The sequence below is a fragment of the Bacillus sp. A1 genome (assembly GCF_042296235.1).
In the GTDB taxonomy this organism is placed as follows: domain Bacteria; phylum Bacillota; class Bacilli; order Bacillales; family Bacillaceae; genus Bacillus; species Bacillus velezensis.
On record NZ_CP141181.1, the window covers coordinates 903,162 to 929,174 of the forward strand.

The window sequence follows — 26,013 nt, forward strand, 5'->3', positions numbered from 1 at the left end:
TTGTGAAACGGTATGCCGCAGAACGATTCATTCAAATGCTTGTGATCTTATTCGGTACGTCTTTTATTATTTTTTTCTTATTCGCCATGCTGCCGGGCGACTATATTGATTCCAATGTAAACCTGACTCCTGAAAGAGCGAAGGAGTTAAAAGCGCTTTACGGGCTGGATCAGCCGATTTGGCAGCGCTATGTGACGTGGCTCGGTAATGTGCTCAGCGGAGATTTTGGGTTTTCTTTGAAATATCAGGAGAACGTCCTGTCACTGCTTCGGAAATATGTCTGGAATTCGTTTTTTGTCGCGTTTTTGGCGTTGCTTGTCACATGGTCAGCCGCGATGATAACGGGTGTCATATCCGCTGTCAGGAAATACTCATGGTTTGACGGGATCGTGACGTTTCTTGTGTTTGCTTCCATGGCGTTCCCGTCTTTTTTTATCAGCCTTCTGTTTATTAAGTGGTTTGGGGTGGATTTGAAATTATTGCCCGTCGGCGGGATGATTGATACCGGAAGCACGAGTACAGGTTTTTCGTACGTGCTTGAAGCCGCCAGACATATGATTCTTCCGGTCGTGATTTTATCTATGCTCGGCATCGGCTCGCTGACAAGGTATTTCCGCTCCGGCATGCTGGACGTGATCAGACAGGATTATATCAGAACGGCGAGAGCGAAGGGATTGAAAGAGCGCACCGTCATCTGGAAACATGCGTTGAAAAACGCGCTCATTCCGGCCATCACCCTGCTTGCTTTTGAACTGCCGGGACTGTTTTCCGGAGCTATCATTATTGAACAGATTTTCGGGTGGCCGGGTGTCGGACGTATTCAGCTGGAATCTGTGCATTATCGTGATTATCCGGTTTTGATGGCGTTTACCTTGTTTTTGTCTTGTTTAACGATTGTGGGGAACTTCTTGGCGGATATCGCTTATGCCGCGGTTGATCCGCGGGTCAGGCTGAAATAGGGGGTGTTCGGAATGAAAAAACAAAAAGGGGTGCCGCCTTCTCTTTGGAAGCAGACGTACCGCCGCCTGCTGCAGCATAAGCTGACGGTCATCAGTCTTCTTTTCTTATGTTTTATGTTTTTATTGTGCTTTATCGGGCCGTCTTTTTCTCCGTACATAACAGATCGGACGGATATTTCAAATGCCAATCAGCAGCCGGGAATCCATCATTGGCTGGGAACCGACCAGTACGGGAGAGATGTGCTGACGAGGCTGATGCTGGCGGGGCAGATTTCTCTGACCGTGGGGCTTGCTTCAATGGTGATGTCGCTTGTCATCGGTTCTTTACTCGGGGCTGCGGCCGGATTTTATCGGGGAGCCGCAGATATGATCATTATGCGCATCGCTGATATGCTCATGTCCATCCCGGGCCTGCCGCTGCTTTTGATTTTGGCTGCGGTGATGTCGGAGTGGAAAGTGCCTTCTGAATACAGAATGTACCTGATTATGATGATGTTAAGCCTGATCGGATGGCCCGGTTTGGCGCGGCTTGTACGCGGACAGATTTTGTCGCTGAAGGAGCAGCCGTTTATGATGGCCGCGGAAGTTTTGGGGCTTAGTGATAAACGGAAAATCCTCTATCATTTGCTTCCCAATACATTGCCGTTATTACTGGTAGCGGCGACTTTGCATGTGGCGGGAGCGATGCTGAGTGAATCGGCGCTGAGTTTTCTCGGACTTGGCGTTGCTCCGCCCACACCTTCTTGGGGAAACATGATGGAAGCGGCGAATCATTTTATGGATTTTACACTCCGCCCGTGGCTGTGGATTCCGCCGGGAACGGCCATTTTTCTGACCGTTGTGGCGATTCATCTGCTTGGAGACGGTTTAAGAGACGCTTTTGATCCTAAGGTAAAACGGCAGGTGAAAGTGAAATGAAAAAACCGCTTTTAGAAGTAAGGCATTTGGAAACGGCTTTTTATACAGAGGAGGGGGCGGTAAAGGCTGTGGACGATGTCAGCTTTACGATACATGAGGAGGAAACGGTTTGTATTGTAGGGGAGTCCGGCTGCGGGAAAAGCATGGCGTCATTGTCCATTATGCAGCTTCTTCCCGAGACGGGGAGAATCGAACGGGGAGCGGTGCATTTTTCCGGACGGAACCTGTTGGAATTGAAACCAAAAGACATGCAGAAAATCCGCGGCAGCGAAATCGGGATGATATTTCAGGAACCGATGACATCTTTGAATCCGGTGTTTACAATCGGTGAGCAGCTGGCCGAACCGATTCGCGAACATTTGTTGCTGAGTAAGAAAGAAGCATGGCGGAAGGCCGTTGAACTGATCACGTTAGTGGAGATCCCGCATGCCGAGCAGGTTATGCACCGATATCCTCATGAGCTGAGCGGCGGCATGCTGCAGCGCATCATGACGGCTGTCGCGCTAAGCTGCGATCCGAAACTGATCATTGCCGACGAGCCGACGACAGCGCTTGACGTAACCATTCAGGCGCAGATATTGGATTTATTGCGGGATATGAAAAAGCAATTTCGCACGTCTATTTTATTCATTACACATGACCTGGGCGTGGTTGCTGAAATGGCTGATTATGTGATTGTCATGTATGCGGGAAAAATTGTGGAGGAAGGACCGGTTGCAAAGCTGTTTTCTGATCCGAAGCATCCGTATACGAAAGGGCTGCTCGCGGCCAAGCCGGTTATCGGTCAAAGAAGGGAGATGCTGTACACCATTCAGGGGCAGGTCCCCGAGCTTGCGGACCTGTCGGGATCGTCTTGTTATTTTGCGGAGCGATGTGAACACAGCACGGAAATATGCCGGAGATCGAGCCCGCATTTTACTGAATTCGGGAAGGGACATCAGGCGGCGTGCTGGCTTTACAGAGAGGAGAAAGCAGATGAGTGATGCGTTGCTGGAGGTCAAGGGGCTGAAAAAATATTACGAGGAACATGGGGGGATGAGAAAGACCCGCAAAAATCCCGTAAAAGCGGTCGACGGTGTCAGTTTTACGATAGGAAAAGGAGAAGTGTTCGGCTTAGCGGGAGAATCGGGCAGCGGAAAGTCATCAATCGGCAAGACCATTTTGAGGCTTCATGAGAAAACAGGGGGAGAGGTGTTTTTTCAGGGGCGTGATGTGTTTCGGATGAGCCGGCGCGAGCTCAAAACTTTCAGATCAGAAGCGCAGCTCATCTTTCAAGATCCGTTCAGTTCTTTAAATCCCCGGCGCCGGATCGGAGAAGCCATCGGTGAAGCGATGATCGAGCATCAATTGGCGGTGAAGCGGAATGCGCGTGATAAAGCGGCGGAGGTTCTTGAAGCCTGCGGGCTTTCCGCAAACTTTATCGACCGATATCCGCATGAATTTTCCGGAGGGCAGCGGCAGCGGATCGTGATTGCAAGAGCGATGGCGCTTAAGCCGCAATTTATCATTATGGATGAACCTGTGGCGGCGTTAGATGTCTCCATCCAGGCGCAGATGATCAATTTGTTCAGCAGCCTTCAAAAACAGCACGGGCTGTCATATTTGTTCATTTCTCATGATTTAAGCGTGGTGGAGCACTTATGTACGAAGGTCGCCATTATGTATTTAGGGACGATTGTGGAATACGCGTCAAAGGAGGAGCTCTTTTCACGGCCGCTTCACCCTTATACGAAAGCGCTGTTATCAGCCGTGCCTGTTCCTGATCCCGGAGCGAAAAGGGAGCGGATAATTTTAAAGGGTGATATACCGAGCCCCTCTGATCCGCCTTCAGGCTGTAAATTCCGAACGAGATGCCCGGCAGCCAAGAAGATATGTGCTGAGAAAAGTCCGGCGCTGTCAGAAAAAGGGCTTCATCATTTTGCGGCATGCCACTTCGTGTAATTGAGAAAAAAACGATTTTATTGATAATAAACAGGAAAAACCTGCCGGGCAGACCGGCAGGTTTTTTGATGCTATTTTGGTGATGGCAGTCCGAGTCCTTCGGCAACGCGTCTGCCGTATTCAGGATCAGCCTTGTAGAAGTGGCCGATCTGGCGCAGCTTAATTTCTTCTTTTTCCACAGGTTTCATCGCACTGACGATATTGGCGACAAGGCGCGCGCGCTCTTCCTCGCTCATCAGGCGGTACAGGTCGCCGGCTTGTGTGTAATGATCATGATGGTTATAGCTTACACTGTCAGCGAAACCTGATACAGGATATGCCGCCTGTTTATCTTCAGGTGACTCTTTCGGGCCGCCGAAGCTGTTCGGCTCGTAATAGACGGAGCGGCCGCCGTTATCATCAAAACGCATTTGTCCGTCACGCTGATAGTTTTTCACTTCATTGCGGGAACGGTTGATCGGCAGCGCCTGATGGTTCGCGCCGACACGGTAGCGATGCGCGTCATGGTATGCGAACAACCGGCCTTGAAGCATTTTGTCAGGTGAGACGTCGACGCCGGGGACTAATGTGCCGGGAGAGAACGTCGCCTGTTCTACTTCCGCAAAGTAATTTTCCGGATTGCGGTTCAGAACCATGCGGCCGACTTCAATGAGCGGATAGTCTTTTTGAGACCATACTTTTGTGACGTCAAACGGATCAAAGCGATATGTGTTTGCGTCTTCTAACGGCATGATTTGAACATATAATTTCCATGCGGGGAAATCGCCGTTTTCAATCGCATTGAACAAATCTTCCGTATGGTAATCGGGATTTTCGCCCGCGATTTTTGCGGCTGTATTAACATCAAGGTTTTTCACGCCTTGCTCTGTTTTAAAGTGATATTTAATCCAGACGCCTTCACCTTTATCATTTGTCCATTTAAATGTATGGCTTCCGAATCCGTGCATATGGCGAAGAGTCGCCGGAATGCCCCGGTCTGACATCAGAATGGTTACCTGGTGCAGGGATTCCGGTGACAGAGACCAGAAATCCCAAACGGCCGTCGGGTTTTTCAGATGTGTTCTCGGATCTCTTTTTTGTGTATGGATAAAGTCAGGGAACTTGATGGCATCGCGGATGAAGAACACGGGTGTATTGTTTCCGACGATGTCGTAGTTTCCTTCTTCTGTATAAAACTTAACGGCAAATCCGCGCGGGTCGCGCACTGTGTCACTAGAGCCCAGTTCGCCCGCAACGGTTGAGAAACGGATGAAGAGCGGCGTGCGTTTACCGACTTCTGACAGAAATGCGGCTTTTGTATATTTTGTAACGTCATTTGTGACTTCAAAATAACCGTGTGCGCCCGCGCCTTTTGCGTGAACGACACGCTCCGGAACGCGTTCTCTGTTAAAGTGCGCCAATTTCTCAAGCAGATGGACGTCTTGTATTAAAGCAGGACCGCGATCGCCGGCCGTCATTGAGTTTTGGTTATCTCCGACAGGAGCGCCCCAGCTGGTTGTCAATTTATTTGAACTCATGTGATCACCTCTTTAGATTTATAAAAACATAATATCACCTATCAGTAAAAAGTCAATATTATTTTATAATGATTATAAAATAATTATTTTTATTATCGAAAAAAAGGGTTTGGATTTGAAAGCCTACTTGACTGACGGGAATAATGGGTTTAAGATGAGAAAAAATAGAAACCGCTGACTTGGACACAAGAGGCTCTTATTCTTCACTGGATAAGGGCCTTTTTTATTGTCAGGCGGTAAGGGAGGCGGCGATTGTATGCTTTTCCGGCAGCATTTTAAACCTGTCGATATTCACGGTCATCTGCCGTACAGCCTTTATTTCGGCAAAAACGATAAGACATTTTCCGATTACAACCGGGAGCGGTCAGAAAGAATGAATCTGACTTGGGATTTTCCTGATCCGCATGATGTTGATGGGGATGACGGCGAAATCGCTTTGATGACAAGATGGGAGAATGAATTAGATAAGTACGGCATTGACGTGCTGAATTTTTTAACAGCAGAGAGCAATGACCGGATGGCGGCGTTTATTCAAGCCAATCCCGCGAGATTTACCGGATTTGCATATCATCCTTTGGAGCGGGAGAATGCGTATGAAGAGCTGAAAAGAGCGGTAGAAGAGCTCGGTCTGAAAGGATATAAACTGTTCGGACCGCTGACAGACATCGATTTTCATGATCCGTCGCTGAAAAAGCTGTGGACGTATCTGGCTGACAAAAAGCTGCCTGTATTAATTCACTTCGGGCTTTTAGGGAGAGCGGGGGGTATTGTCAGCCATCGCAACATCAACCCGCTCTCCATCTATCGCGTCGCGAGAGAGTATGCTGATATCCCGTTCATCATTCCGCATTTCGGCGCCGGATATTATCAGGAACTGCTTCAGCTGTGCTGGAGCTGCCCGAATGTGTATATTGATACGTCCGGCTCAAATCAGTGGATGAGGTGGATGCCGTACCCGCTTGATTTGGAAATTCTGTTTCGAAAGACATCTGAATTAATCGGTGCTGAACGGATCATCTTCGGGACGGATTCGAACGGATTTCCGAGAGGATATGTATACAGATATCTTCAGGAGCAGGTGAGAACCTGCCGGGAAATCAATATGCGGGAAGAAGATATAGAAAACATATTCGGCAACAATGCGCGAACATTATTGAAAATCGCCCGGCAAGAAAAGGAAGTAAACACGTGATACAGCCGATGCGCTCTCTGGCAGGGTTATGCCGGAGAGCGTATTTTAATCCTTATAAAAAATAGTTGACAAGTCGGAATAATTTGAATTAACATGATATTCAAATTTAAAAACAAACGGGTTGCCGATCGGACCGCCGAAGGCTCCCATCTCTGCAAGCAATCGGAGATGGGGGCCTTTTTGTTTTTCGATCGCACGCGGCAGAAAGAGAGGGGAAGACAGATGGCTGTAACCATCAGCATACAAGAAAAAGCTTTTGAGCATGAAGGCCGGAAAACACCGGTGCTGAATGATATTGAGCTGTCAATTGCTTCGGGAGAATTTTTGACTGTCATCGGGCCGAGCGGATGCGGCAAAAGCACGCTTTTAAAATTGATTGCCGGTCTTGATACCGATTATAAAGGCTCTGTCACAATAAACGGCCGCAATGTGTCGGGACCGGGCATCCGGCAGGGATTTATCTTTCAGGAGCACCGGCTGTTTCCCTGGCTGACGGTAAAACAAAACATCGCTGCCGATCTCAATATGAACGACCCGGCCGTTCGGAAAAAAGTGGATGATCTGATTGAGGTTGTCAGGCTGCAGGGAGCGGAGAACGCTTATCCGCGCGAATTATCCGGCGGCATGTCGCAGCGGGTTGCCATCGCCCGAGCCCTTTTGCGCGAGCCGGAGGTGCTGCTTTTAGATGAACCGTTCGGGGCGCTTGACGCTTTTACGAGAAAACATTTACAGGATGTGCTGCTTGATATATGGCGCGAGAAAAAAACGACGATGATTCTGGTCACGCATGATATTGATGAATCCGTCTATTTAGGCGATAAGCTGGCGATCCTCAGGGCAAAGCCCGGCCGGCTGCACAGTCTGATGCCGATTCAGCTTCCGCATCCGCGCAATCGGACGTCAGCGGATTTTCAGGCTGTCCGGCAGAAGGTGCTTTCTGAGTTTGAGAAAACGGAAGACCTCCGGTTTGCGGATGGGTCCGGGATATAGAAGGGACGAAGCGAAGTGAAAAAAATCATCATTCTTTTAGCCGCAGCAGTCATGATGTCAGCCGGATGCAGTGCAGACGGGACAGGAGGGAGCAGGAAAACGGTGAAAGAAATCCGGATCGGCATCCAGCAGAGTTTAAGCCCGCTTCTCATTGCCAAGGAAAAAGGCTGGTTTGAAGAGGCCTTCAAAAAAGACGGAATAAAAGTAAAATGGGTCGAATTCCAAAGCGGTCCTCCGCAATTTGAAGGTCTTGCCGCCGATAAGCTTGATTTTTCCCAGGTCGGCAATTCACCGGTCATTTCCGGTCAGGCGGCTGGAATTGATTTTAAAGAGATCGGGCTGTCTCAGGACGGGTTAAAGGCAAACGGTATTCTCGTAAACAAGGGCAGCGGGATTCAGAGCCTGAAAGAATTGAAAGGTAAAAAAATCGCCGTAGCCAAAGGCAGCAGCGGCTTTGATTTTCTCTATAAAGCTTTAGATAAAGCGGGGCTTTCCGCCGATGACGTCACCATCATCCAGCTTCAGCCTGATGAGGCGGTTTCCGCTTTTGAAAACAAATCAGTTGACGCATGGTCCATTTGGGAGCCGTATTTGTCGATTGAAACGCTGCAGCACGGGGCGGAAATATTGGCGAACGGAGAAAGCACAGATTTATATTCTCCCGGTTTCACGTTAGTCAGAACGGGATTTTCCAAAGAACACCCGGATGAGGTTGTCCGTTTTCTGAAAGTGTTCAATAAAGCAGTTACATGGCAAAAGGAACACAAAGATGAAGCTGTCTCCTTATATGCGAAAATCAAACATCTTGATCCGAAAGTCGTCAGAAACGTGCTTAACAATACTGAGCCTCTCAATGAACCGATCAATGATGATATTGTCAAAGCCCAGCAGGAAACCGCTGATTTTCAATATCAAACAAAAGCGATTCATAAGAAAATTCATGTAAAAGACGTTGTCGACAATTCATTTATTAAAAAAGCGCTTGAAACGGGGGATGGCAAGTAATGAAAGCAGAAGCATCAACGGCTGCCGGCGCAATAAGCCAATCAGAAAAGAAAGCTCTGGCAAGATCCCGGAAGTATTCATACCAATGGATGAAGGGGGTTGTACTCCCGGCTGCGGTCATCGCAGTATGGCAGTTTATCGCAAGTCTGGGTATCGTCTCGGCCACGGTGCTCCCGTCGCCTGTCGTCATCTTGCAGACGTTTCAGGAACTTCTTCTTTCAGGTGAGCTTTGGGGTCATTTAGAGATCAGCTTATACCGGGCGGCTGCCGGATTTCTGCTTGGCGCGGGCCTCGGACTTGTTTTCGGGCTGCTGGTCGGTTTCTCAAAGCGGACGGAAGCATATCTTGATCCGTCTCTGCAAATGCTCAGAACGGTTCCGCACTTGGCCGTGACTCCTCTGTTCATTTTGTGGTTCGGATTTGATGAGACATCAAAAATTCTGCTGATCGCATTGGGGGCTTTTTTCCCCGTGTACATTAATACGTTTCTCGGAATCCGCAGTGTGGACGCGAAGCTGTTTGACGTCGCGCGGGTGCTGGAATTTAGCTGGTATCAGCAGATGGCGAAATTAATTCTTCCGGCATCTCTGCCGAATATCCTGCTCGGCATCAGGCTCTCTCTGGGCATTGCGTGGCTCGGTCTTGTGGTGGCGGAACTGATGGGCTCGAGCGAAGGCGTCGGTTATATGATTATGGATGCCAGACAATTTTCACAGACAAATAAGGTGTTTGTCGGCATTATCATTTTTGCGGCTGTCGGCAAGCTGACAGATGCATTGGTCAGAATGCTCGAACGGAAACTATTAAAATGGCGGAACAGTTATGAAGGGTAACCTATTAAAAAAGGAGAGATTCATATGGAGATTCTTTGGTTTATTCCGACGCATGGTGACGGCCGGTATTTAGGGACGCAAACGGGAGGGAGAACGGCGGATCATCTTTATTTTAAGCAAGTGGCACAGGCGGCGGACAGACTCGGGTATACGGGGGTTCTGCTGCCGACGGGGAGATCATGTGAAGACCCGTGGCTGACGGCAGCCGCTTTAGCGGGGGAAACGAGTGACTTGAAATTTTTAGTGGCGGTCCGTCCGGGACTGATGCAGCCGTCTGTCGCCGCGAGAATGGCGTCGACAATGGACCGGCTGTCAGACGGCCGTTTGCTCGTAAATGTCGTAGCGGGCGGAGATCCTTATGAACTGGCGGGAGACGGCATGTTTATCAGCCACGATGAACGTTATAAGGCGACTGAAGAATTTTTAACCGTCTGGCGCGGACTCATGCGGGGCGAAACGGTGACATATGAAGGGGACCATATCAAAGTGGAAAACAGCAATCTGCTGTTTGCGCCAAAACAGTCTCCGCATCCGCCATTATATTTCGGCGGTTCATCACAGGCGGGAATTGAGGCTGCGGCGAAACATACAGATGTCTATTTAACATGGGGAGAGCCGCCGGAGCAGGTAAAAGAAAAGATTGAAACCGTTAAAAAACAGGCTGCCAAGAAAGGAAGGACAATGCGTTTTGGCATCAGGCTTCACGTGATTGTCCGGGAGACTGAGAAAGAGGCATGGAAAGCGGCAGAACGATTAATCAGCCATTTAGACGAAGAGACGATTGCGAAAGCGCAGGCTGCGCTCCGGCGCGCTGATTCTTCGGGACAAAAACGGATGGCCGATCTTCATAACGGCGACCGGACGAAGCTTGAGATCAGCCCGAATCTCTGGGCCGGCATTGGACTGGTCAGAGGCGGAGCGGGCACGGCGCTTGTCGGTGGTCCGCAGACCGTCGCTGCTCGAATTTTAGAGTATCAGGCACTCGGCATTGAGTCGTTTATCTTTTCAGGCTATCCGCATCTGGAAGAAGCTTATTATCTGGCTGAACTCGTGTTTCCGCTTCTGCCGTTTCAGAATGAACGGACTAAAAAGCTTGAGCGCAGACTGGGTGAAGCAATGGGAAACGACCATTTTGCAAGAGGAAATAAAGCGACAGTCTGATGACGTCGCAAGGCGGATAATTGACGGCGGGCGCTTTCTGCGGATTCATTTCCGGGGAAATGCCGGCAGTGAAGGCGGGTATTCACCCGCCTTTTTAAGCGCTTAGCTTGCACGATACTCATATGGATGATATGATACAAAACGTAATAATTACGATTTGAGAGGAGTGCTGAAATGGCCAAAAAATCAAAAGTGATCAAAGAGCTCAAGCGGCAGAAGCTTGTTGAACAATATGCGGACATCCGAAGAGAATTAAAGGCAAAAGGAGACTGGGAAGCGCTGAGCAAACTGCCGCGTGATTCTGCTCCGGCCAGGCTTCATAACCGCTGTACGGTGACGGGGCGGCCCCGCGGATATATGAGAAAATTTAAATTGTCCAGAATCGCATTCAGGGAGCTGGCCCATAAAGGCCGGATTCCCGGGGTGAAAAAAGCGAGCTGGTAATGTAAAAAACTCCGGATCTGTCATGAACCGGAGTTTTTGCCGTGCTTATGAAAAGTGAAAACATAAGCCAAATGCTGAATCATCATCAGAATGAAAATCAAAAGAATCGGAAAAAAGGGAAGATGCGGCTGAATCAGCGGATAAAACAAAAGCAGAACGGCTGCGGCCGGCAATGAGAAGTAAACGGCGATATACGAGGAACGGCAAGCTTTAGCCGTCATCATTCGTTCTCTTTCATCCTGTTCCTCAAATTCATCGGGCACAAGCTTGTGCTTTTTGCCGTTTCGTTTTTTCTTTTCGGCATAGATATACAATGCGGCACAAACGGTAAACAGCAGAAACGGAGTGATATTCAGCTCAAATGAACCGCTCCCCTCCGTTTGGAAAAACTGGGCGATCCGCGGCGCCGCTTCCATAAAGGAAATAAGCGTCCAGCAGGCCAATCCGTAGAGTGCAAGGTGAAAACACGCTTTTCTTTTCAAACTCATTTTTTCTCCTCCTCCAGCCAGAAAACTTCCTCCATCGGCAGGGAGAAAGCCCGGCAGATGTTAAGCGCCAATAAAAGTGAAGGCACATAATCTCCTTTTTCAATCGCTGCAATCGTCTGTCTGGTGGCTCCGGCTTCTTTTCCGAGCGTTTCCTGAGAATAGCCGAATCTGGCTCTCAGCTCTTTTACTTTATTTTTCATCATCACGCATACCTCAAGTTTTCTTCTTTTTCGTATTGTATGAAATTCTTAACAAAATGTAAACCCAACTTAACATGTGGACAAAAAAAGAATTTTTTTCGACAAATTTTTTAACATTCCCTTGACGAAAAAAAAATAAACATGTAATATTAGAAACGTCAAAGCGGTACTGACAAAAAGAATTTTGATGCGGGTGTAGTTTAGTGGTAAAACCTCAGCCTTCCAAGCTGATGTCGTGAGTTCGATTCTCATCACCCGCTCCATACATACGTTATTAACGCAGTGTTTCGTTTCTCTGATAAACGAAGTATTGCGTTTTTTTATGTGAAAAAAGACACGAAAGGCGTGTCTTTTTATGAAAGCCAAGAGACGGTATGCGTGCCTCCGTGAATTTGTTCAAACATTTTGGTTAAGGATGATAGCAGCTCATCCGCCGCGTCGGCATGAAATGAAGGCGGGAAAAAGATCAGCTGCAGCATTTCTTTTGTGCCGGGCGTGACAGGGCATGTATTGATATGTCCGGTGAAATCGCCGAAAACGCCGTCCGGTCCGGAGAAGGACAGTACGCTTTCTTTTTCTCCGATCGTAATCGAAATCGGTTCATCTATTTCTGCGGCGTCATACGCCATGATAGGCAATGAATATTTCAAGGAGAAAAAAAGTATGGTATCATGGGCTGAATTCACACTTTCAATGAATCGTTCCCGGGAAATATCGCCGAGCATAAGCTCCATCGGCGTTTTTTGTCCTGAAAAGGCGGGACTGAGCTGTTCCATCATACGCGCCCACTCTTTAACAAAAGGCTGCTCATCTATACCGCCGTCAGCATAATCAAAGTAAAGAGATTCTTGAAATAAACGGAGGCGGCCTTTCAGCATTTGCGGAGCAGGCCCGACTTCGATCTGTTCATATAAGACGGCTGCCGCTTTGATCCCCGGCACCCGTTCAGCAATAAGTGGATCTAAACTGATGTTCAAGTGTGTTCACTCCATTTCGGGATGATAAAACTCTATTATACCTGTGCGGGAGCCTGATCACAAAGAAAGGAGGCTGTGCAAAAAATGAATATTCATAAACTGAAAGAGGAATTAATCGAATACGCCAAAAGCATCGGAGTTGACAAAATCGGGTTTACGACGGCTGATACGTTCGACAGTCTGCGGGACCGGCTGATTCTTCAGGAATCACTCGGCTATTTATCCGGTTTTGAAGAGCCGGATATTGAAAAACGGGTTACTCCGTCTTTGCTTCTCCCGAAAGCCAAATCAATCGTCGCCATCGCCCTTGCTTATCCTTCCAAAATGAAAGATGCGCCGAGGAGCACGAGAGACGGGCGGCGCGGCATTTTTTGCAGAGCTTCCTGGGGGAAGGATTATCATGATGTGCTGCGGGAAAAGCTTGATCTGCTGGAAAATTTTCTCCAAAGCAAACATGAGGATATCCGCACAAAGTCAATGGTGGATACAGGAGAATTGTCCGACAGGGCCGTGGCTGAACGGGCGGGAATCGGCTTCAGCGCCAAAAACTGCATGATCACCACGCCTGAATACGGTTCTTACGTCTATCTGGCTGAAATGATCACCAATCTGCCCTTTGAACCGGATGTGCCGATTGAAGATATGTGCGGTACGTGCACAAAATGTCTAGACGCTTGTCCGACCGGCGCACTCGTCAATCCCGGACAGCTTAACGCCCAGCGCTGTATTTCGTTCCTGACCCAGATAAAGGGATTTTTGCCGGATGAGTTCCGCACGAAAATCGGAAACCGTCTGTATGGCTGTGACACGTGCCAGACGGTCTGTCCGATTAATAAGGGGAAAGATTTTCATCTTCATCCGCAGATGGAGCCTGATCCGGAAATCGCAAAGCCGCTGTTAAAGCCGCTTTTGACCATAAGCAACCGCGAATTCAAAGAAAAATTCGGACATGTATCGGGATCATGGCGCGGCAAGAAGCCGATACAGCGGAATGCGATTTTAGCTTTGGCTCATTTTAAAGATGCCTCGTCTCTTCCGGAATTAACGGCCTTGATGCACCAAGATCCGCGCCCCGTCATCAGGGGTACGGCCGCCTGGGCCATCGGGAAAATCGGTGATCCTGATTATGCGGAGGAATTAGAAAAAGCGCTTCAAAAGGAGCAGGATGAGGACGCCATACGGGAAATTGAAAAGGGACTGGAGCTGTTATCGGTTTCTGATAAGACTAAAACCGGCCGGTCCTGACATATGTATAGAGAAAAAGCACTTGGCCGGAGTTCAAGTGTTTTTTCTTTATAAAATCGTATGGTGGGTGGAGCGCTTGAAGCATATTATTGAAGATTTAGCGGAGGCCCGGCTTCATTATTTAATCAACGGAACCGAGATGAGGCAGAATGGGCAGGCCGGCGATCTTGAGGTCCTGACGAGAAAAAAAGAGCTGTTTGAAAAACGGAAAGTTGATATCGTGAAGGCGAAGGCAAAAGCCGTCATTGTCAAAAGCAGTCTTGAGGACGACGGCACGTTATGTGTCATGTACACGATTCATTTCGAATATTTGTGCAAGGAGCATGACGGACACCTTTACTTAGAAGAGCAGATTGAGGAACGGATTGCATTTCTCTATGATGAGCTTTTGATTAAAGACCGGGAAGTAAAGAAAAAACCGGCTGGATTTTCTGACGGAAACAGCGTAATTGAATATGAGCGGAGTGAACGGGAAGATTTCGGGCGGGCGTTTCAATACGACCGTCTGGCTGCCGTGCAGTACGCGGAGAAGTTTTGGAATAAACGAAATCCCGCTTATAAAAATTTCAGCGATAATTGCACCAATTTTATTTCCCAATGTTTACATGCCGGAAAAGCACCGATGCGGGGGCATCCGAACAGAGGCTCAGGCTGGTGGATGAAGGCAAGCTCGTGGAGCTACAGCTGGACGGTCGCGCATTCGATGAAGATGTATCTGGCCCAATCCAAGGCAGGGCTTCGCGCGGTGCAAGTATCAAGAGCTGAAGAACTGATGCCCGGAGATATCATTTGCTATGATTTTGAAGGAGACGGCCGTTTTAATCATACGGCGATCGTGGTCGCAAAAGATAAAAGCAATATGCCGCTCGTCAATGCCCAAACGTATGACAGCAGAATGAGATATTGGTCATATGAGGATTCAACGGCGTATACTCCTTCCATCAGATATGCGTTTTTTCATATTACGGATGATACGACAAAAGAGTAATTAATGATATAATGGTGGGCGGAATAAAAAACAGAGGTGAACATCGTGGCATTACATGTCGTTTTATATCAACCCGAAATCCCGGCCAATACGGGAAATATCGCACGTACTTGTGCGGCAACAGACACAACGCTTCATTTGATCCGCCCGCTCGGATTCTCAACTGATGATAAAATGCTGAAGCGCGCCGGACTCGATTATTGGGAGTTCGTCAACGTCGTATATCATGATTCATTGGAAGAATTATTTGAGGCATATGAGAACGGAAAGTTTTTCTTCATTACAAAATTCGGCCAAAAGCCGCACACATCATTTGATTACTCAAATACGGAGGAAGACTTTTTCTTCGTATTCGGCAGAGAAACGAGCGGACTTCCGAAAGAATTGATCGAAAACAATATGGACCGCTGCCTGCGTCTGCCGATGACCGAGCATGTGAGATCATTAAACCTGTCCAACACGGCCGCGATTCTTGTATATGAAGCGCTGCGCCAGCAAAATTACAGAGATTTGACGTGAGAAAAAACGCCCGCATCCGGGCGTTTTTTTATTGAATAAAAAGACGGGCAGCAGCGGTTCACGGCATTTTTATATTTTCAGGCTTAACAACGTAACAGTGTTATGTTACAATACATTCATCGAAGGAGCTGGATTCATGGAGGAGCAACTGATTTCTAAAAAAGAATTGCTGGAAGAAACATCAATTTCATACGGGCAGCTGTACCGGTGGAAACGGAAAAATTTAATTCCTGAAGAATGGTTTATCCGAAAATCGACGTTTACAGGCCAGGAAACATTTTTTCCGAGAGCGGAAATATTAAAACGCATCTCAAAAATACAGAAAATGAAAGAAAATCTGTCTCTGGATGAAATGAGAGAAATGCTGTCTCCGCAAATGACTGATGTCAATATAACGTCTGCGGAACTGCTTCAAAAGGGACTGATTTCAAAAGCCGCGCTGCAAGTTTATGGCGAAGACGGCGTGACATTCACGTCCCGCGCGCTGCTGTCTTTATATGTGCTTGAAGGGCTTTTGCAATCGGGCAATATCAGCCTTGAGGAAGGAAAATTGGCGGCAGGGGTGCTGAAAACGTATGAGGCTTCCGAGCTGAAAGCGAATACGGAGCTTGTCATGCTCCGAAAGCTTGGCGTAACGACGTGCTTCATCGCAGACGCGGAACATATTTTGTTTGAACCGACTGTCAAAGTGGTTGAACGGGTGGCGCTTGCTGCGGCATCGGAAGAATTAAAAACGAAATGGATGCAGGAGGACCATCAATGGAAGTAACAGATAAATTAGTCATCAACGGTTCAGGAAGTTCAAAAGGAGGCCGTTTTCATACAGTGGAGATCAACGGAAGCGGCACGGTGTCAGGTGATGTGGAGTGCACGAGCCTTTTGTTTAACGGCAGCGGAAAAACAGACGGACATGTCAAGACGCAAACGCTGACGATCAGCGGTTCGGGGAAAATTTCCGGCAGCGCCGAAGCTGAATCCATCCGTATCAACGGAACGGGTGTCATTAAAGATGATGTCAAAACGGAGCGGCTGAACGTCGCGGGATTTTCATCTTTCGGCGGCGGTGTGAAAGCTGATGATATTTTCATATCCGGGAAAGCCGGGATTGAAGGCGATTGCGAGACAGAGACGTTCCGTTCGGAAGGCAAATGCAAGATCGGCGGCCTGCTGAATGCCGATGAAGTCAGTATTAAGCTGGCGGCGGGAGAAAGCCGGGTGAAAGAAATCGGCTGCCGCCATTTGAAAGTGATGAGCAGAAAGAGCGTGCTTACGCGTTTTAAGCTGATGCCGGCCCCGGTGCTGACAGCAGAGCTGATTGAGGGTGACATCATTGAATTGGCGGACACGAACGCGAAGACAGTCCGCGGAAATCATGTGCGGATCGGCGCGGGCTGCACCATTGGGACGGTGGAATACAGCGGCGATTTTACATGTGATCCTTCCGCTTTGGTTAACAAAGTCGTGAAACGATAGGAGGAACTGCGATGGAAACGACAAAAAAATTGAGTCATTTAAAAATGTACGGAGCCGGACACGCCTCCGGCGGCTCCTACCAAAACGTAAGCATTAAAGGGGAAGGAACTGTCGGCGAAGGACTTCAAAGCGAACGCTGCCGGATATTCGGTACGGGACTTTTTCTCGGAGATGCCGAGATCAACAGGCTGAAAATTTTCGGAGAGCATGAAGTTGCAGGAGATTTATCAGCACGTTCAGCAAATGTGATGGGCACATTGAAAGTCGGCGGCTCCATGCGTTTCGCCACGATGAGGCTGAAAGGACTTGCTGAAATTGGCGGCGGGGCCGCGGGAGAGCAGTGTCATATAAAAGGCAGTCTCACCGTCGGCGGCGATTGCGAGACGGAGCTGCTTCATGTAACAGGATGTATCAATGTGGCGGGATTGTTAAACGCGGGGGACGTAAACATCCATTTGCGTTATGACCGAAGCCGCGTGAAAGAAATCGGCGGCACATCGATCAACGTCAGACGGAAACCCGGTTTTCTTAAACGGAAACCCGGCACGCTTTCTGCTGAATTGATCGAAGGAGACGCAATTTACCTCGAATACACGGAAGCGGACATCGTCAGAGGAAAGCATGTGGAAATCGGCCCGGGCTGCAAAATCGGAAAAATCGAGTATCAAACAAGCTGCAAATCTCATGAAAAATCAACAGTCCAAGAACATATTCAAATATGAAACATTGTTATGTTGTACAGGAAAGGGTGCTCTTTATGAAGAGCACCCTTTTGCCGTTATTTGTTTTCAGGTTTGCTGTCGTAACCCGCCGTAAAAATGGATACTAAAAAAGTGAGAATGACCCCAAGTAAAATGATCGTTTTCATCATTTCTCCTCCTCTTTGCTTTTCCATTTGATGTCCGAGTCTGGATGAAACTGTATTTCTTTCATTATGAACGGTGCACCGGACCCTTGTCAATGACGGCCTTATAACGTCTTTATTTTTAAGAAACGAAAAGCATGTATTATCACGTCACCGCATAGATTGTAACAAAGTACCTTATTTCTAGTGCATTAACCATGATAGAGGAGGTTCTTATGGATATATTAAAGAAAATTGAAAAGTACAGAGAGGAAGAGCAGCGTCTCAAATGGGAAGGGACGTTCGCTGATTATTTGGAGATCATAAAAGAAAATCCATTGGTCGCGCAGTCTGCTCATTCTCGCGTTTTTAATATGATAAAAGACAGCGGAATCGAGGAGGATGACGGTAAAAAGACATACAGCTTTTTCTCGAGGGAGCTGTTCGGCCTTGAGGAATCTCTGGAACGGCTCGTGGAGGAATACTTTCACCCGGCTGCCAAGCGGCTCGATGTAAGAAAACGGATTTTACTATTGATGGGACCCGTCAGCGGCGGAAAGTCAACTCTTGTCACCATGCTGAAAAAAGGGCTTGAAGCCTACTCATTGACAGACAACGGCGCTGTTTACGCCATTAAAGGCTGCCCGATGCATGAAGATCCTCTCCATCTCATTCCCCATCATCTGCGCGACGACTTCTACAGAGAATACGGCATCAGAATTGAGGGCAGCCTTTCTCCGCTTAATGTCATGCGGCTTGAAGAAGAATACGGCGGCAGAATTGAGGATGTAAAGGTTGAACGTATATTCTTCTCGGAGGATAAACGTACCGGAATCGGAACCTTCAGCCCGTCTGACCCGAAATCACAGGATATCGCCGACTTGACGGGGAGTATTGATTTTTCAACGATTGCCGAATACGGCTCGGAATCAGATCCGCGCGCTTATCGGTTTGACGGTGAATTAAATAAAGCGAACCGCGGAATGATGGAGTTTCAGGAAATGCTGAAATGCGATGAAAAATTTCTGTGGCACCTTCTGTCACTCACGCAGGAAGGCAATTTCAAAGCCGGACGGTTTGCGCTCATCTCAGCCGACGAATTGGTTGTTGCGCATACGAACGAAACGGAGTACCGCTCGTTTATTGCCAATAAGAAAAATGAAGCCCTTCACTCCAGGATCATCGTGATGCCTGTTCCTTATAATTTAAAGGTGTCAGAGGAAGAACGGATTTATGAAAAAATGATTTCTGAAAGTGATGTTTCTGACGTACACATCGCCCCCCATACATTAAAAGTGGCAGCGATGTTTTCTATTTTGACCAGGCTGAAGGAACCGAACCGCTCTGATATTGATCTCGTCAAAAAAATGAGGCTCTATGACGGAGAAAGCGTTGAAGGTTACAATTCCGTTGATCTGGAGGATATGAAGAAGGAATTCCATGATGAAGGAATGAGCGGAATTGACCCGCGCTATGTCATCAACCGCATTTCCTCAACGATTATCAGAAAAAATATGGAATCGATCAATTCGCTTGACGTGCTGCGTTCCTTAAAAGAAGGACTCGACCAGCATCCGTCCATCTCCGCCGAGGACAAAGAGCGGTATATGAATTTTATTTCCGCCGCCAGAAAAGAGTACGATGACATCGCCAAAAAGGAAGTGCAGAAGGCGTTCGTCTATTCATATGAAGAATCCGCGAAAACTCTCATGGACAATTATTTAGATAATGTGGAAGCGTACTGCAATAAAAATAAGCTCCGCGATCCGCTGACGGGTGAAGAAATGAATCCTGACGAAAAACTGATGAGATCCATTGAAGAGCAGATCGGCATTTCAGAAAACGCGAAAAAAGCGTTCCGCGAAGAAATCTTAATCCGCATATCCGCATATGCAAGAAAAGGAAAACGCTTTGACTATAATTCGCACGAAAGACTCCGCGAAGCGATTCAGAAAAAGCTGTTCGCAGACTTAAAAGATGTGGTGAAAATTACGACCTCCACCAAAACGCCGGATGAGCAGCAGCTTAAAAAGGTCAATGAGGTAGTGGCAAGGTTAATAGATGAACACGGCTATAATTCGACTAGCGCTAATGAACTGCTGAAGTATGTCGGAAGCTTGTTAAACCGCTGATGTTTGATTTCATTGAGAGGCTCGTCTGTAAAAGGACGGGTTCTTTTGTCTGTTTTTCGCAATTGTTTGTCAATTGGAGAGTCCGGCCGGCATAAGATAAAAATAAATCTTTTCGCCGGACTTGTTTCATAAACAGGACCAAGCCGGAATACACATGTAAAACGACCATAACGGTTAAGGAGGGGAATTCATGTCCCGTAATGACAGCGGAAATTTTTTGATTTCAGAGGAAGACTGGTCCCTCCATCGCAAAGGCTTTGACGACCAGCAGCGCCACCAAAAGAAAGTACAGGAAGCGATAAAAAACAACCTTCCGGACCTTGTCACTGAGGAAAGCATTATTATGTCCAACGGAAAAGATGTCGTGAAAATCCCGATTCGTTCGCTTGATGAATATAAAATCCGTTATAACTATGATAAAAATAAACATGTCGGCCAAGGCGACGGCGACAGCGAAGTCGGCGATGTCGTCGCAAGAGACGGCGCAGATAAAAAGCAGGGTGCCGGAAAAGGCCAGGGAGCCGGCGATCAGGCAGGCGAGGATTATTATGAAGCGGAAGTTTCATTGATGGATCTGGAAGAAGCGCTGTTTCAGGAATTAGAACTGCCGAATCTGCAGCAAAAGGAAAGGGACAATATCGTCCATACCGATATCGAGTTCAATGATATCCGGAAAACCGGGCTGACAGGGAATATCGATAAGAAAAGGACGATGCTGTCGGCCTATAAACGAAACGCTATGACAGGCAAGCCGTCGTTTTACCCTATTTATCCGGAAGATCTGAAATACAAAACATGGAATGATGTGACGAAGCCGGAATCGAAAGCTGTCGTTTTAGCCATGATGGATACAAGCGGTTCGATGGGCGTATGGGAAAAGTATATGGCGAGGAGCTTCTTTTTTTGGATGACACGATTTTTACGGACAAAGTATGAAACGGTTGATATCGAATTTATCGCCCACCATACGGAAGCGAAGGTTGTGTCGGAAGAAGATTTCTTCTCGAAAGGCGAGAGCGGGGGCACCATCTGTTCCTCCGTTTATCGGAAGTCTCTTGAATTAATTGATGAAAAATATGACCCCGCCCGCTACAACATCTATCCGTTTCATTTTTCAGACGGAGATAACCTGACTTCGGATAACGCCCGGTGCGTAAAGCTCGTCAATGACATCATGAAAAAATCGAATCTGTTCTGTTACGGGGAGGTCAATCAATATAACAGGCATTCCACCCTCATGTCCGCCTATAAAAATGTCAAAGATGATAAATTTAAATACTACATCCTGAAACAGAAATCAGACGTATTTCAAGCGCTGAAAAGCTTTTTTAAAAATGAGGAAGCCGGTGTAAGCAAAGCATCGTATTAAATATAAAGCCGAGTGAAGAATCGTGCGGCCGCGGTTCTTCACCCGGCTTTTTTAAATTAAAAATAAAGAGAAAAAACGGCATAAAAAAAATCCTTAAAAAATGAAACTTTTCTCTTTACAAACCTTCTTTCATTTATTAATATTTTATCTTGTGAACTATTATTAAGGGAATGAGGTGAAAATACGGTGATTGAATCAGAGCTCGCTTTGCTCAGTTTTGAACAACTGTTTGATACTTCCAGATCGATTTATAAAAAGCAGAAAATGATTCTGGAGACAGTTCTTGAACCTTTTGATATTACAGTACTGCAGTATCTGCTGATGTTCAAAATACATAAGAGCAAAAGCACGCAGCTTTCAAGGCTGGCTTTGTCGCTTGATCTGAAACCGGCGTCTGTCACGAGAATGACCGATATTCTGTATAAGCGCCGCCTAATGGTTCGGAGCGACTATCACGACGACCGGCGTGTTGTTATGATTCAGTTAACCGAAGAGGGGGAAGAACTTCTAAAGAAAGCTGCTGTTCAATATGCCGAAAAAGCGGCGGTCTTATACCGGCAGCTCAATACCGCTGAACTGCAGTACCTGCGCAAGCTTGCGGAAAGTTTAACGAAGCTTGCAAACGGCTGTGCAGTGAAAAACGGAAAATAAAAAAATCCCCACATATTTTTATCATCATTCCACAAAATGATAGAGGAAGAAACGAAAGGAGAAAACAAAATGAACAGAGGACGTTTAATTCTGACCAACATTATCGGTTTGATTGTTGTTCTTGCAATTATAGGCGGAGGTGCTTACTACTATTATCAAAGCACACACTATGTAAAAACCGATGAAGCAAAAGTTGCCGGCGATATGGCTGCTATCACAGCTCCTGCTGCGGGTAAAGTAACTGACTGGAACCTTGATGAGGGGAAAGAAGTAAGCAAAAACGACGTTGTTGCAAAAATTAAAGGACAGCAAAATGCTGACGTAAAAGCCATCATGGATGGAACAATCGTGAAAAACGAAGTGAAAAACGGCCAAATGGTGCAAGCCGGTACGACAATTGCCCAGGAAATTGACATGAAACATCTTTACATCACTGCAAACATTAAAGAAACAGACATTAGAGACATTGAAGTAGGAAACAAAGTAGACGTAATTGTTGACGGCGACCCTAATACAACATTTGACGGAACAGTAGAAGAAATCGGTTATGCGACAAATTCAACATTTGATATGCTGCCTTCTTCAAACTCAAGCGGCAACTACACAAAAGTAACGCAAAAAGTTCCTGTTAAAATTTCACTCAGCAACCCATCTGACAAGGTGCTTCCTGGTATGAACGCATCTGTAAAAATCTCTGAATAATACAGATCAGTCATCAAACCATGAAGGGAGGTTGTCTTAGGTGGCTAAATCAGATAATCAAGTAAAAAGTCCTAAAACATTGCTTATTGTGCTTATGGCCGGGTTATTCCTGGCGATCTTGAACCAAACGCTTCTTAACGTGGCGATGCCGCACTTAATGACCGAGTTCGGTGTGAGTGCGACGACGATTCAGTGGCTTACGACCGGATACATGCTGGTCAACGGTGTTTTGATTCCGTTATCTGCGTTCTTAATTACCCGGTTCGGACAGAGAAGCCTCTTTCTCGTAGCCATGTTCTGTTTTACAGCGGGAACGTTAGTCTGCGGAATCGCGCCTAACTTCTCAACTATGCTGATCGGCCGGTTAATTCAGGCGGTCGGCGGCGGTATCCTGCAGCCGCTGGTCATGACAACCATTCTGCTTATCTTCCCGCCTGAAAGCAGGGGGAAAGGAATGGGGATTTTCGGTCTTGCGATGATGTTTGCTCCGGCGGTCGGACCGACTCTTTCCGGCTGGATCATCGAGCATTACACATGGCGCATTATGTTCTACGGTCTTGTTCCGATCGGGGCAATCGTTATTATCATAGCGTTTTTCCTCTTTAAGAACTTGGTGGAACCGCAAAAAATCAAACTCGACAGCTTGGGTGCGATTCTATCCATTGTCGGATTTGCCTCATTGCTTTACGGAGTCAGTGAAGCGGGCAGCGACGGCTGGGGAGATCCGATCGTGCTTTCTACCGTCATTGTCGGTGTCATCGCGATTGCCGCGTTTGTCATTCAGCAATTGCGCTCTGAAAAACCGATGCTCGACTTCCGGGTATTTAAATATGATATTTTCTCACTTTCCAGTGTGATTAACATCATTATTACCGTTGCGCTTTACACAGGAATGTTCCTGCTTCCGATTTACCTGCAGAACTTAGTCGGCTTTACGGCGCTGCAATCGGGTCTCTTGCTATTGCCGGGCGCGATTGTCATGCTGATCATGTCGCCGATTTCCGGTATTCTGTTTGACAAAATCGGTCCGAGACCGCTTGCGATTATCGGGCTGGTCATCACGGTCGCAACGACATTCCAGTACACAAAATTGACAATTGACACACCTTACACGCACATTATGCTTGTCTATGCCATCCGCGCATTCGGTATGTCACTGTTAATGATGCCTGTTATGACAGCCGGAATGAACCAGCTTCCGGCACGCTTGAACAGCCACGGCACGGCGATGAGCAACACGCTCCGCCAGATCAGCGGTTCAATCGGAACAAGTTTGATCACAACGATTTATACGAACCGTACGACAATGCACTATTCGCAGATTGCGGATAAAACGAGCACGGCTGATCCAAGCTTCATGCAGTCGTTCCAAAGCGCGGTTTCGAATTTAATGGTCAACATGAACATGTCGCTTGATGCGGCGAAACAAACCGTTTATTCATATCTCTACAAAACAGCTTCACTTAATTCCAACGTTATGGGGATTAATGACGCGTTTATGTGGGCGACGATCTTTGCGGTTATCGGCGTAGTCCTGAGCCTGTTCTTGCGTGACGTACGGAAAGACAAACAGCGGGCGAAGAAAAAAGAGGAGCTGTCATTGCTTCCGGCCCCTAAAGAAGTGAAGGAATCTTAATCATCTGAATGGGAGGTTTCCTGAATGAAAATTTACGTAGTGTACGATAGTGAAGGCGAACATACAAAACACCTTGCTGAAGCCATTGCCGAAGGAGCACGAGAAAACGCTGAGGCTGAAGTCCTGATCGACCATGTCGATCAAGCAGACATCCGCAAGCTGAAAGACATGGATGCCATTATTTGGGGATGCCCGGGACACTTTGGCACCATCAGTTCAGGCTTAAAAGCGTGGATCGACAGACTCGGCTATCTGTGGGCTGAAGGCGAGCTGATTGATAAAGTCGGCGCCGTATTCTGTACGACGGCGACAACACATGGCGGATTAGAAATGACAATGCACAATCTGATCACTCCTATGTTTCACCAAGGCATGATTGTTGTCGGACTTCCCGGCAACGTTCCAGAAAACGCGCTGTACGGCTCTTACTACGGCGCGGGCGTCACATGCCCGGTTGACAGCGATGTGCTGATGACGGAAGAAGGCCTTCAATTAGGCCGTGCGCTTGGCAGACGTGTCAGCCAAGTCACAGGTAATCTAACTGCCGGACGACAGTAAGGAGAGGGTTATATGGCCATTATTATAGCGGTTATTGCTGCTGTCATTGTGATTGCACTTCTTATCACATTCAATGTCCGCAGCACTTCTGCAGGACAGGATGTCAAAGAAGAAAAGAGAGAAGCGATCGGCACTACAGCCGAACAGCCGGAAAAGCATGATCCGGCCGAGGAGCGCTCAGCCGAGCATGCTCCCGTCGTTGTGAAATCTGAATCTCCCCGTGAGAAAAAGAATACAATGGGCGATGATGTGTACCGTCAGGCGCTTCAGAAGTTTAAGACTTCTGAGACGGATCGGGAAACAAACGATCCTGATAGCGGCGGCAAAATGCAGGATAGCAGCTATCGTGATGCGCTGCTCTCCTTAAAAAACAAAAAGAAGTAATTGAAAAGGCAAATCTGCGTAAGAGCGGATTTGTCTTTTTTTTATTGAAGATATTGTAATACATGATGATCTAGTGTACTATGTTACTCATACACTTGATCCGAATGGAGAGAGCAAGAATGACATCGTTTTTAGGTTTGCTGAAAAAAGATGCGAAGGTTTCATGGATTTGGCTCGCGGTGTGGCTTTTCGGCATGATTTGCTTGGCGTTTGCAGCCCACGTCATCGCTGCCCGTCAGAAAGAACCGCTCGTCATTTTCGGCTTTTTTGCGGCAATGGGGTTTTTTCAATTTCTTGTAGCGCCGCTTTTTATGTACTATCACCTTCATAAAGAAGGAAAAAACCAGCTGTGGCTTTACAATCCGAATGGAGGATTTTATCTGCTGGCTTCCAAGCTGACGGCCTCACTGCTGTATCAGTTGATCGGGCAGCTGGCGCTGACCGGTTACGGCATTTGGATGTACCGGATGCTTTCTGCAAAAGGAGCGCTGGAACACGCCATTCCCCTGGCCGGCACATTAACCGGACTGAATGCTTACCTGCTGATCAGTTCAGCGTACTTATCTGTGATCGTGGCCGTATTTTGGACTGTTTTTCACTCATTAAAAAATGTTCCCGTCCTCCGTTGGGTGATCTGCATCGTGCTTGCGTTTGTCTGGACCTATATTGACGATAAAATCATTACGCCTTTCACTTCATCTCAACATGATTTATGGCCGGTAAAAGTGTATGCGAATTTTCATTTTCATTATACAAAATTGACCGGATGGACGATGGAGCTGAAAACCGTCCACATTTCGCTTTTCAGCTTCTTGGCAGTGATCGTGCTTGCGGCGCTCTGTCTTGCGCTGGCCTCTATGCTGCTGAATCGAAAGGTTGAGGTGTAA

28 protein-coding genes and 1 tRNA gene are annotated in these 26,013 nt (G+C 47.3%); 25 read left to right on the forward strand and 4 right to left on the reverse strand.

Annotation, left to right across the window (positions count from 1 at the left end):
• Positions 1-2: 2 nt before the first annotated feature.
• The 4 genes from U2H13_RS04645 to U2H13_RS04660 are packed head-to-tail and all read left to right on the forward strand — an operon-like array spanning position 3 to position 3,818.
• Positions 3-959, forward strand: coding sequence for an ABC transporter permease (locus U2H13_RS04645; protein ID WP_014417250.1), 957 nt, complete (start codon positions 3-5; stop codon positions 957-959).
• Between the two features lie 12 nt (positions 960-971).
• Positions 972-1,877, forward strand: a complete 906-nt coding sequence (gene opp4C, locus U2H13_RS04650) for an oligopeptide ABC transporter permease (RefSeq protein WP_017417311.1) — start codon at positions 972-974, stop codon at positions 1,875-1,877.
• Positions 1,874-2,860 carry an ABC transporter ATP-binding protein gene (locus U2H13_RS04655; RefSeq protein ID WP_014417252.1) on the forward strand — a complete coding sequence of 329 codons (987 nt, stop codon included), beginning with the start codon at positions 1,874-1,876 and terminating at the stop codon, positions 2,858-2,860. Before opp4C ends, U2H13_RS04655 begins: the two co-directional genes overlap by 4 nt.
• Positions 2,853-3,818, forward strand: coding sequence for an ABC transporter ATP-binding protein (locus U2H13_RS04660; RefSeq protein ID WP_014417253.1), 966 nt, complete (start codon positions 2,853-2,855; stop codon positions 3,816-3,818). Before U2H13_RS04655 ends, U2H13_RS04660 begins: the two co-directional genes overlap by 8 nt.
• Before the next feature lie 71 nt (positions 3,819-3,889).
• Here the strand turns inward: U2H13_RS04660 and katA are convergent, their stop codons facing one another.
• A complete protein-coding gene (gene katA, locus U2H13_RS04665) occupies positions 3,890-5,335 on the reverse strand; it encodes a catalase KatA (RefSeq protein WP_003155420.1) in 1,446 nt (481 codons plus the stop codon).
• A 256-nt stretch (positions 5,336-5,591) separates the two neighbouring features.
• On the opposite strand from katA, the gene U2H13_RS04670 reads away from it, so the two are divergent.
• From U2H13_RS04670 to rpsN, 6 genes are all read left to right on the forward strand, one after another.
• On the forward strand, positions 5,592-6,527 hold the full coding sequence (locus tag U2H13_RS04670; RefSeq protein WP_014417254.1) for an amidohydrolase family protein: 936 nt from the start codon (positions 5,592-5,594) through the stop codon (positions 6,525-6,527).
• Positions 6,528-6,749: 222 nt separating this feature from the next.
• A complete protein-coding gene (locus U2H13_RS04675; RefSeq protein ID WP_014417255.1) occupies positions 6,750-7,517 on the forward strand; it encodes an ABC transporter ATP-binding protein in 768 nt (255 codons plus the stop codon).
• A 15-nt stretch (positions 7,518-7,532) separates the two neighbouring features.
• Positions 7,533-8,522, forward strand: a complete 990-nt coding sequence (locus tag U2H13_RS04680; protein WP_014417256.1) for an aliphatic sulfonate ABC transporter substrate-binding protein — start codon at positions 7,533-7,535, stop codon at positions 8,520-8,522.
• Entirely contained in the window at positions 8,522-9,355 is an 834-nt protein-coding gene (locus tag U2H13_RS04685) for an ABC transporter permease (protein WP_014417257.1), read from the forward strand. The genes U2H13_RS04680 and U2H13_RS04685 overlap by 1 nt, the downstream gene beginning before the upstream one ends.
• A 24-nt stretch (positions 9,356-9,379) precedes the next feature.
• Positions 9,380-10,516, forward strand: coding sequence for an FMNH2-dependent alkanesulfonate monooxygenase (gene ssuD, locus U2H13_RS04690; RefSeq protein ID WP_167408957.1), 1,137 nt, complete (start codon positions 9,380-9,382; stop codon positions 10,514-10,516).
• Positions 10,517-10,690: 174 nt separating this feature from the next.
• Complete coding sequence (gene rpsN / locus U2H13_RS04695; protein ID WP_007610245.1) at positions 10,691-10,960, forward strand: 30S ribosomal protein S14; 270 nt, start codon at positions 10,691-10,693, stop codon at positions 10,958-10,960.
• Positions 10,961-10,980: 20 nt separating this feature from the next.
• Here the strand turns inward: rpsN and U2H13_RS04700 are convergent, their stop codons facing one another.
• Positions 10,981-11,448: a hypothetical protein gene (locus U2H13_RS04700; RefSeq protein ID WP_094295644.1), complete on the reverse strand. Its 468-nt coding sequence runs from the start codon at positions 11,446-11,448 to the stop codon at positions 10,981-10,983.
• Complete coding sequence (locus U2H13_RS04705; RefSeq protein WP_003155407.1) at positions 11,445-11,648, reverse strand: helix-turn-helix transcriptional regulator; 204 nt, start codon at positions 11,646-11,648, stop codon at positions 11,445-11,447. The genes U2H13_RS04700 and U2H13_RS04705 overlap by 4 nt, the downstream gene beginning before the upstream one ends.
• A 189-nt stretch (positions 11,649-11,837) precedes the next feature.
• Here U2H13_RS04705 and U2H13_RS04710 point away from each other — a divergent pair.
• Positions 11,838-11,911 (forward strand) — tRNA-Gly (locus U2H13_RS04710).
• 90 nt (positions 11,912-12,001) lie between these two features.
• On the opposite strand, the gene U2H13_RS04715 is transcribed toward U2H13_RS04710, so the two are convergent.
• Positions 12,002-12,625: a hypothetical protein gene (locus U2H13_RS04715; protein ID WP_167408959.1), complete on the reverse strand. Its 624-nt coding sequence runs from the start codon at positions 12,623-12,625 to the stop codon at positions 12,002-12,004.
• An 84-nt stretch (positions 12,626-12,709) separates the two neighbouring features.
• Here U2H13_RS04715 and queG point away from each other — a divergent pair, with 84 nt between their 5' ends.
• The 14 genes from queG to U2H13_RS04785 all read left to right on the forward strand — a co-directional run bounded on the left by queG (position 12,710) and on the right by U2H13_RS04785 (position 26,013).
• Positions 12,710-13,870, forward strand: coding sequence for a tRNA epoxyqueuosine(34) reductase QueG (gene queG, locus U2H13_RS04720; protein ID WP_022552810.1), 1,161 nt, complete (start codon positions 12,710-12,712; stop codon positions 13,868-13,870).
• Between the two features lie 76 nt (positions 13,871-13,946).
• Positions 13,947-14,858, forward strand: a complete 912-nt coding sequence (locus tag U2H13_RS04725) for an amidase domain-containing protein (protein ID WP_038461770.1) — start codon at positions 13,947-13,949, stop codon at positions 14,856-14,858.
• Between the two features lie 36 nt (positions 14,859-14,894).
• A complete protein-coding gene (gene trmL, locus U2H13_RS04730) occupies positions 14,895-15,377 on the forward strand; it encodes a tRNA (uridine(34)/cytosine(34)/5-carboxymethylaminomethyluridine(34)-2'-O)-methyltransferase TrmL (RefSeq protein ID WP_007610253.1) in 483 nt (160 codons plus the stop codon).
• A 136-nt stretch (positions 15,378-15,513) separates the two neighbouring features.
• The gene (locus U2H13_RS04735) at positions 15,514-16,146 is read left to right on the forward strand and encodes a YhbD family protein (protein WP_015417094.1); all 633 of its coding nucleotides are present in this window, start codon (positions 15,514-15,516) and stop codon (positions 16,144-16,146) included.
• Complete coding sequence (locus U2H13_RS04740; protein WP_053285082.1) at positions 16,137-16,850, forward strand: polymer-forming cytoskeletal protein; 714 nt, start codon at positions 16,137-16,139, stop codon at positions 16,848-16,850. The genes U2H13_RS04735 and U2H13_RS04740 overlap by 10 nt, the downstream gene beginning before the upstream one ends.
• 11 nt (positions 16,851-16,861) lie before the next feature.
• Positions 16,862-17,572, forward strand: coding sequence for a hypothetical protein (locus U2H13_RS04745; RefSeq protein WP_109566805.1), 711 nt, complete (start codon positions 16,862-16,864; stop codon positions 17,570-17,572).
• A gap of 358 nt (positions 17,573-17,930) precedes the next feature.
• Positions 17,931-19,826 carry a serine/threonine protein kinase PrkA gene (prkA, locus tag U2H13_RS04750; protein ID WP_003155391.1) on the forward strand — a complete coding sequence of 632 codons (1,896 nt, stop codon included), beginning with the start codon at positions 17,931-17,933 and terminating at the stop codon, positions 19,824-19,826.
• Between the two features lie 190 nt (positions 19,827-20,016).
• On the forward strand, positions 20,017-21,195 hold the full coding sequence (gene yhbH, locus U2H13_RS04755; protein WP_017417325.1) for a sporulation protein YhbH: 1,179 nt from the start codon (positions 20,017-20,019) through the stop codon (positions 21,193-21,195).
• A gap of 186 nt (positions 21,196-21,381) precedes the next feature.
• On the forward strand, positions 21,382-21,846 hold the full coding sequence (locus U2H13_RS04760; protein ID WP_003155389.1) for a MarR family transcriptional regulator: 465 nt from the start codon (positions 21,382-21,384) through the stop codon (positions 21,844-21,846).
• Between the two features lie 36 nt (positions 21,847-21,882).
• Complete coding sequence (locus U2H13_RS04765; RefSeq protein WP_007610259.1) at positions 21,883-22,548, forward strand: HlyD family secretion protein; 666 nt, start codon at positions 21,883-21,885, stop codon at positions 22,546-22,548.
• A gap of 40 nt (positions 22,549-22,588) precedes the next feature.
• Complete coding sequence (locus U2H13_RS04770; RefSeq protein WP_003155387.1) at positions 22,589-24,184, forward strand: MFS transporter; 1,596 nt, start codon at positions 22,589-22,591, stop codon at positions 24,182-24,184.
• 24 nt (positions 24,185-24,208) lie between these two features.
• Positions 24,209-24,742, forward strand: coding sequence for an NAD(P)H-dependent oxidoreductase (locus U2H13_RS04775; protein WP_003155386.1), 534 nt, complete (start codon positions 24,209-24,211; stop codon positions 24,740-24,742).
• 12 nt (positions 24,743-24,754) lie between these two features.
• A complete protein-coding gene (locus U2H13_RS04780; RefSeq protein ID WP_014417269.1) occupies positions 24,755-25,126 on the forward strand; it encodes a hypothetical protein in 372 nt (123 codons plus the stop codon).
• Between the two features lie 119 nt (positions 25,127-25,245).
• Positions 25,246-26,013, forward strand: coding sequence for a hypothetical protein (locus tag U2H13_RS04785; protein ID WP_109566807.1), 768 nt, complete (start codon positions 25,246-25,248; stop codon positions 26,011-26,013).

Coding starts and splice junctions, on each gene's coding strand:
- opp4C (WP_017417311.1), top strand. CDS start 972: ATGAAAAAACAAAAAGGGGTGCCGCCTTCTCTTTGGAAGCAGACGTAC.
- U2H13_RS04655 (WP_014417252.1), top strand. CDS start 1,874: ATGAAAAAACCGCTTTTAGAAGTAAGGCATTTGGAAACGGCTTTTTAT.
- U2H13_RS04660 (WP_014417253.1), top strand. CDS start 2,853: ATGAGTGATGCGTTGCTGGAGGTCAAGGGGCTGAAAAAATATTACGAG.
- katA (WP_003155420.1), bottom strand. CDS start 5,335: ATGAGTTCAAATAAATTGACAACCAGCTGGGGCGCTCCTGTCGGAGAT.
- U2H13_RS04670 (WP_014417254.1), top strand. CDS start 5,592: ATGCTTTTCCGGCAGCATTTTAAACCTGTCGATATTCACGGTCATCTG.
- U2H13_RS04675 (WP_014417255.1), top strand. CDS start 6,750: ATGGCTGTAACCATCAGCATACAAGAAAAAGCTTTTGAGCATGAAGGC.
- U2H13_RS04685 (WP_014417257.1), top strand. CDS start 8,522: ATGAAAGCAGAAGCATCAACGGCTGCCGGCGCAATAAGCCAATCAGAA.
- ssuD (WP_167408957.1), top strand. CDS start 9,380: ATGGAGATTCTTTGGTTTATTCCGACGCATGGTGACGGCCGGTATTTA.
- rpsN (WP_007610245.1), top strand. CDS start 10,691: ATGGCCAAAAAATCAAAAGTGATCAAAGAGCTCAAGCGGCAGAAGCTT.
- U2H13_RS04700 (WP_094295644.1), bottom strand. CDS start 11,448: ATGAGTTTGAAAAGAAAAGCGTGTTTTCACCTTGCACTCTACGGATTG.
- U2H13_RS04705 (WP_003155407.1), bottom strand. CDS start 11,648: ATGAAAAATAAAGTAAAAGAGCTGAGAGCCAGATTCGGCTATTCTCAG.
- queG (WP_022552810.1), top strand. CDS start 12,710: ATGAATATTCATAAACTGAAAGAGGAATTAATCGAATACGCCAAAAGC.
- U2H13_RS04735 (WP_015417094.1), top strand. CDS start 15,514: ATGGAGGAGCAACTGATTTCTAAAAAAGAATTGCTGGAAGAAACATCA.
- U2H13_RS04740 (WP_053285082.1), top strand. CDS start 16,137: ATGGAAGTAACAGATAAATTAGTCATCAACGGTTCAGGAAGTTCAAAA.
- U2H13_RS04745 (WP_109566805.1), top strand. CDS start 16,862: ATGGAAACGACAAAAAAATTGAGTCATTTAAAAATGTACGGAGCCGGA.
- prkA (WP_003155391.1), top strand. CDS start 17,931: ATGGATATATTAAAGAAAATTGAAAAGTACAGAGAGGAAGAGCAGCGT.
- yhbH (WP_017417325.1), top strand. CDS start 20,017: ATGTCCCGTAATGACAGCGGAAATTTTTTGATTTCAGAGGAAGACTGG.
- U2H13_RS04765 (WP_007610259.1), top strand. CDS start 21,883: ATGATAGAGGAAGAAACGAAAGGAGAAAACAAAATGAACAGAGGACGT.
- U2H13_RS04775 (WP_003155386.1), top strand. CDS start 24,209: ATGAAAATTTACGTAGTGTACGATAGTGAAGGCGAACATACAAAACAC.
- U2H13_RS04780 (WP_014417269.1), top strand. CDS start 24,755: ATGGCCATTATTATAGCGGTTATTGCTGCTGTCATTGTGATTGCACTT.
- U2H13_RS04785 (WP_109566807.1), top strand. CDS start 25,246: ATGACATCGTTTTTAGGTTTGCTGAAAAAAGATGCGAAGGTTTCATGG.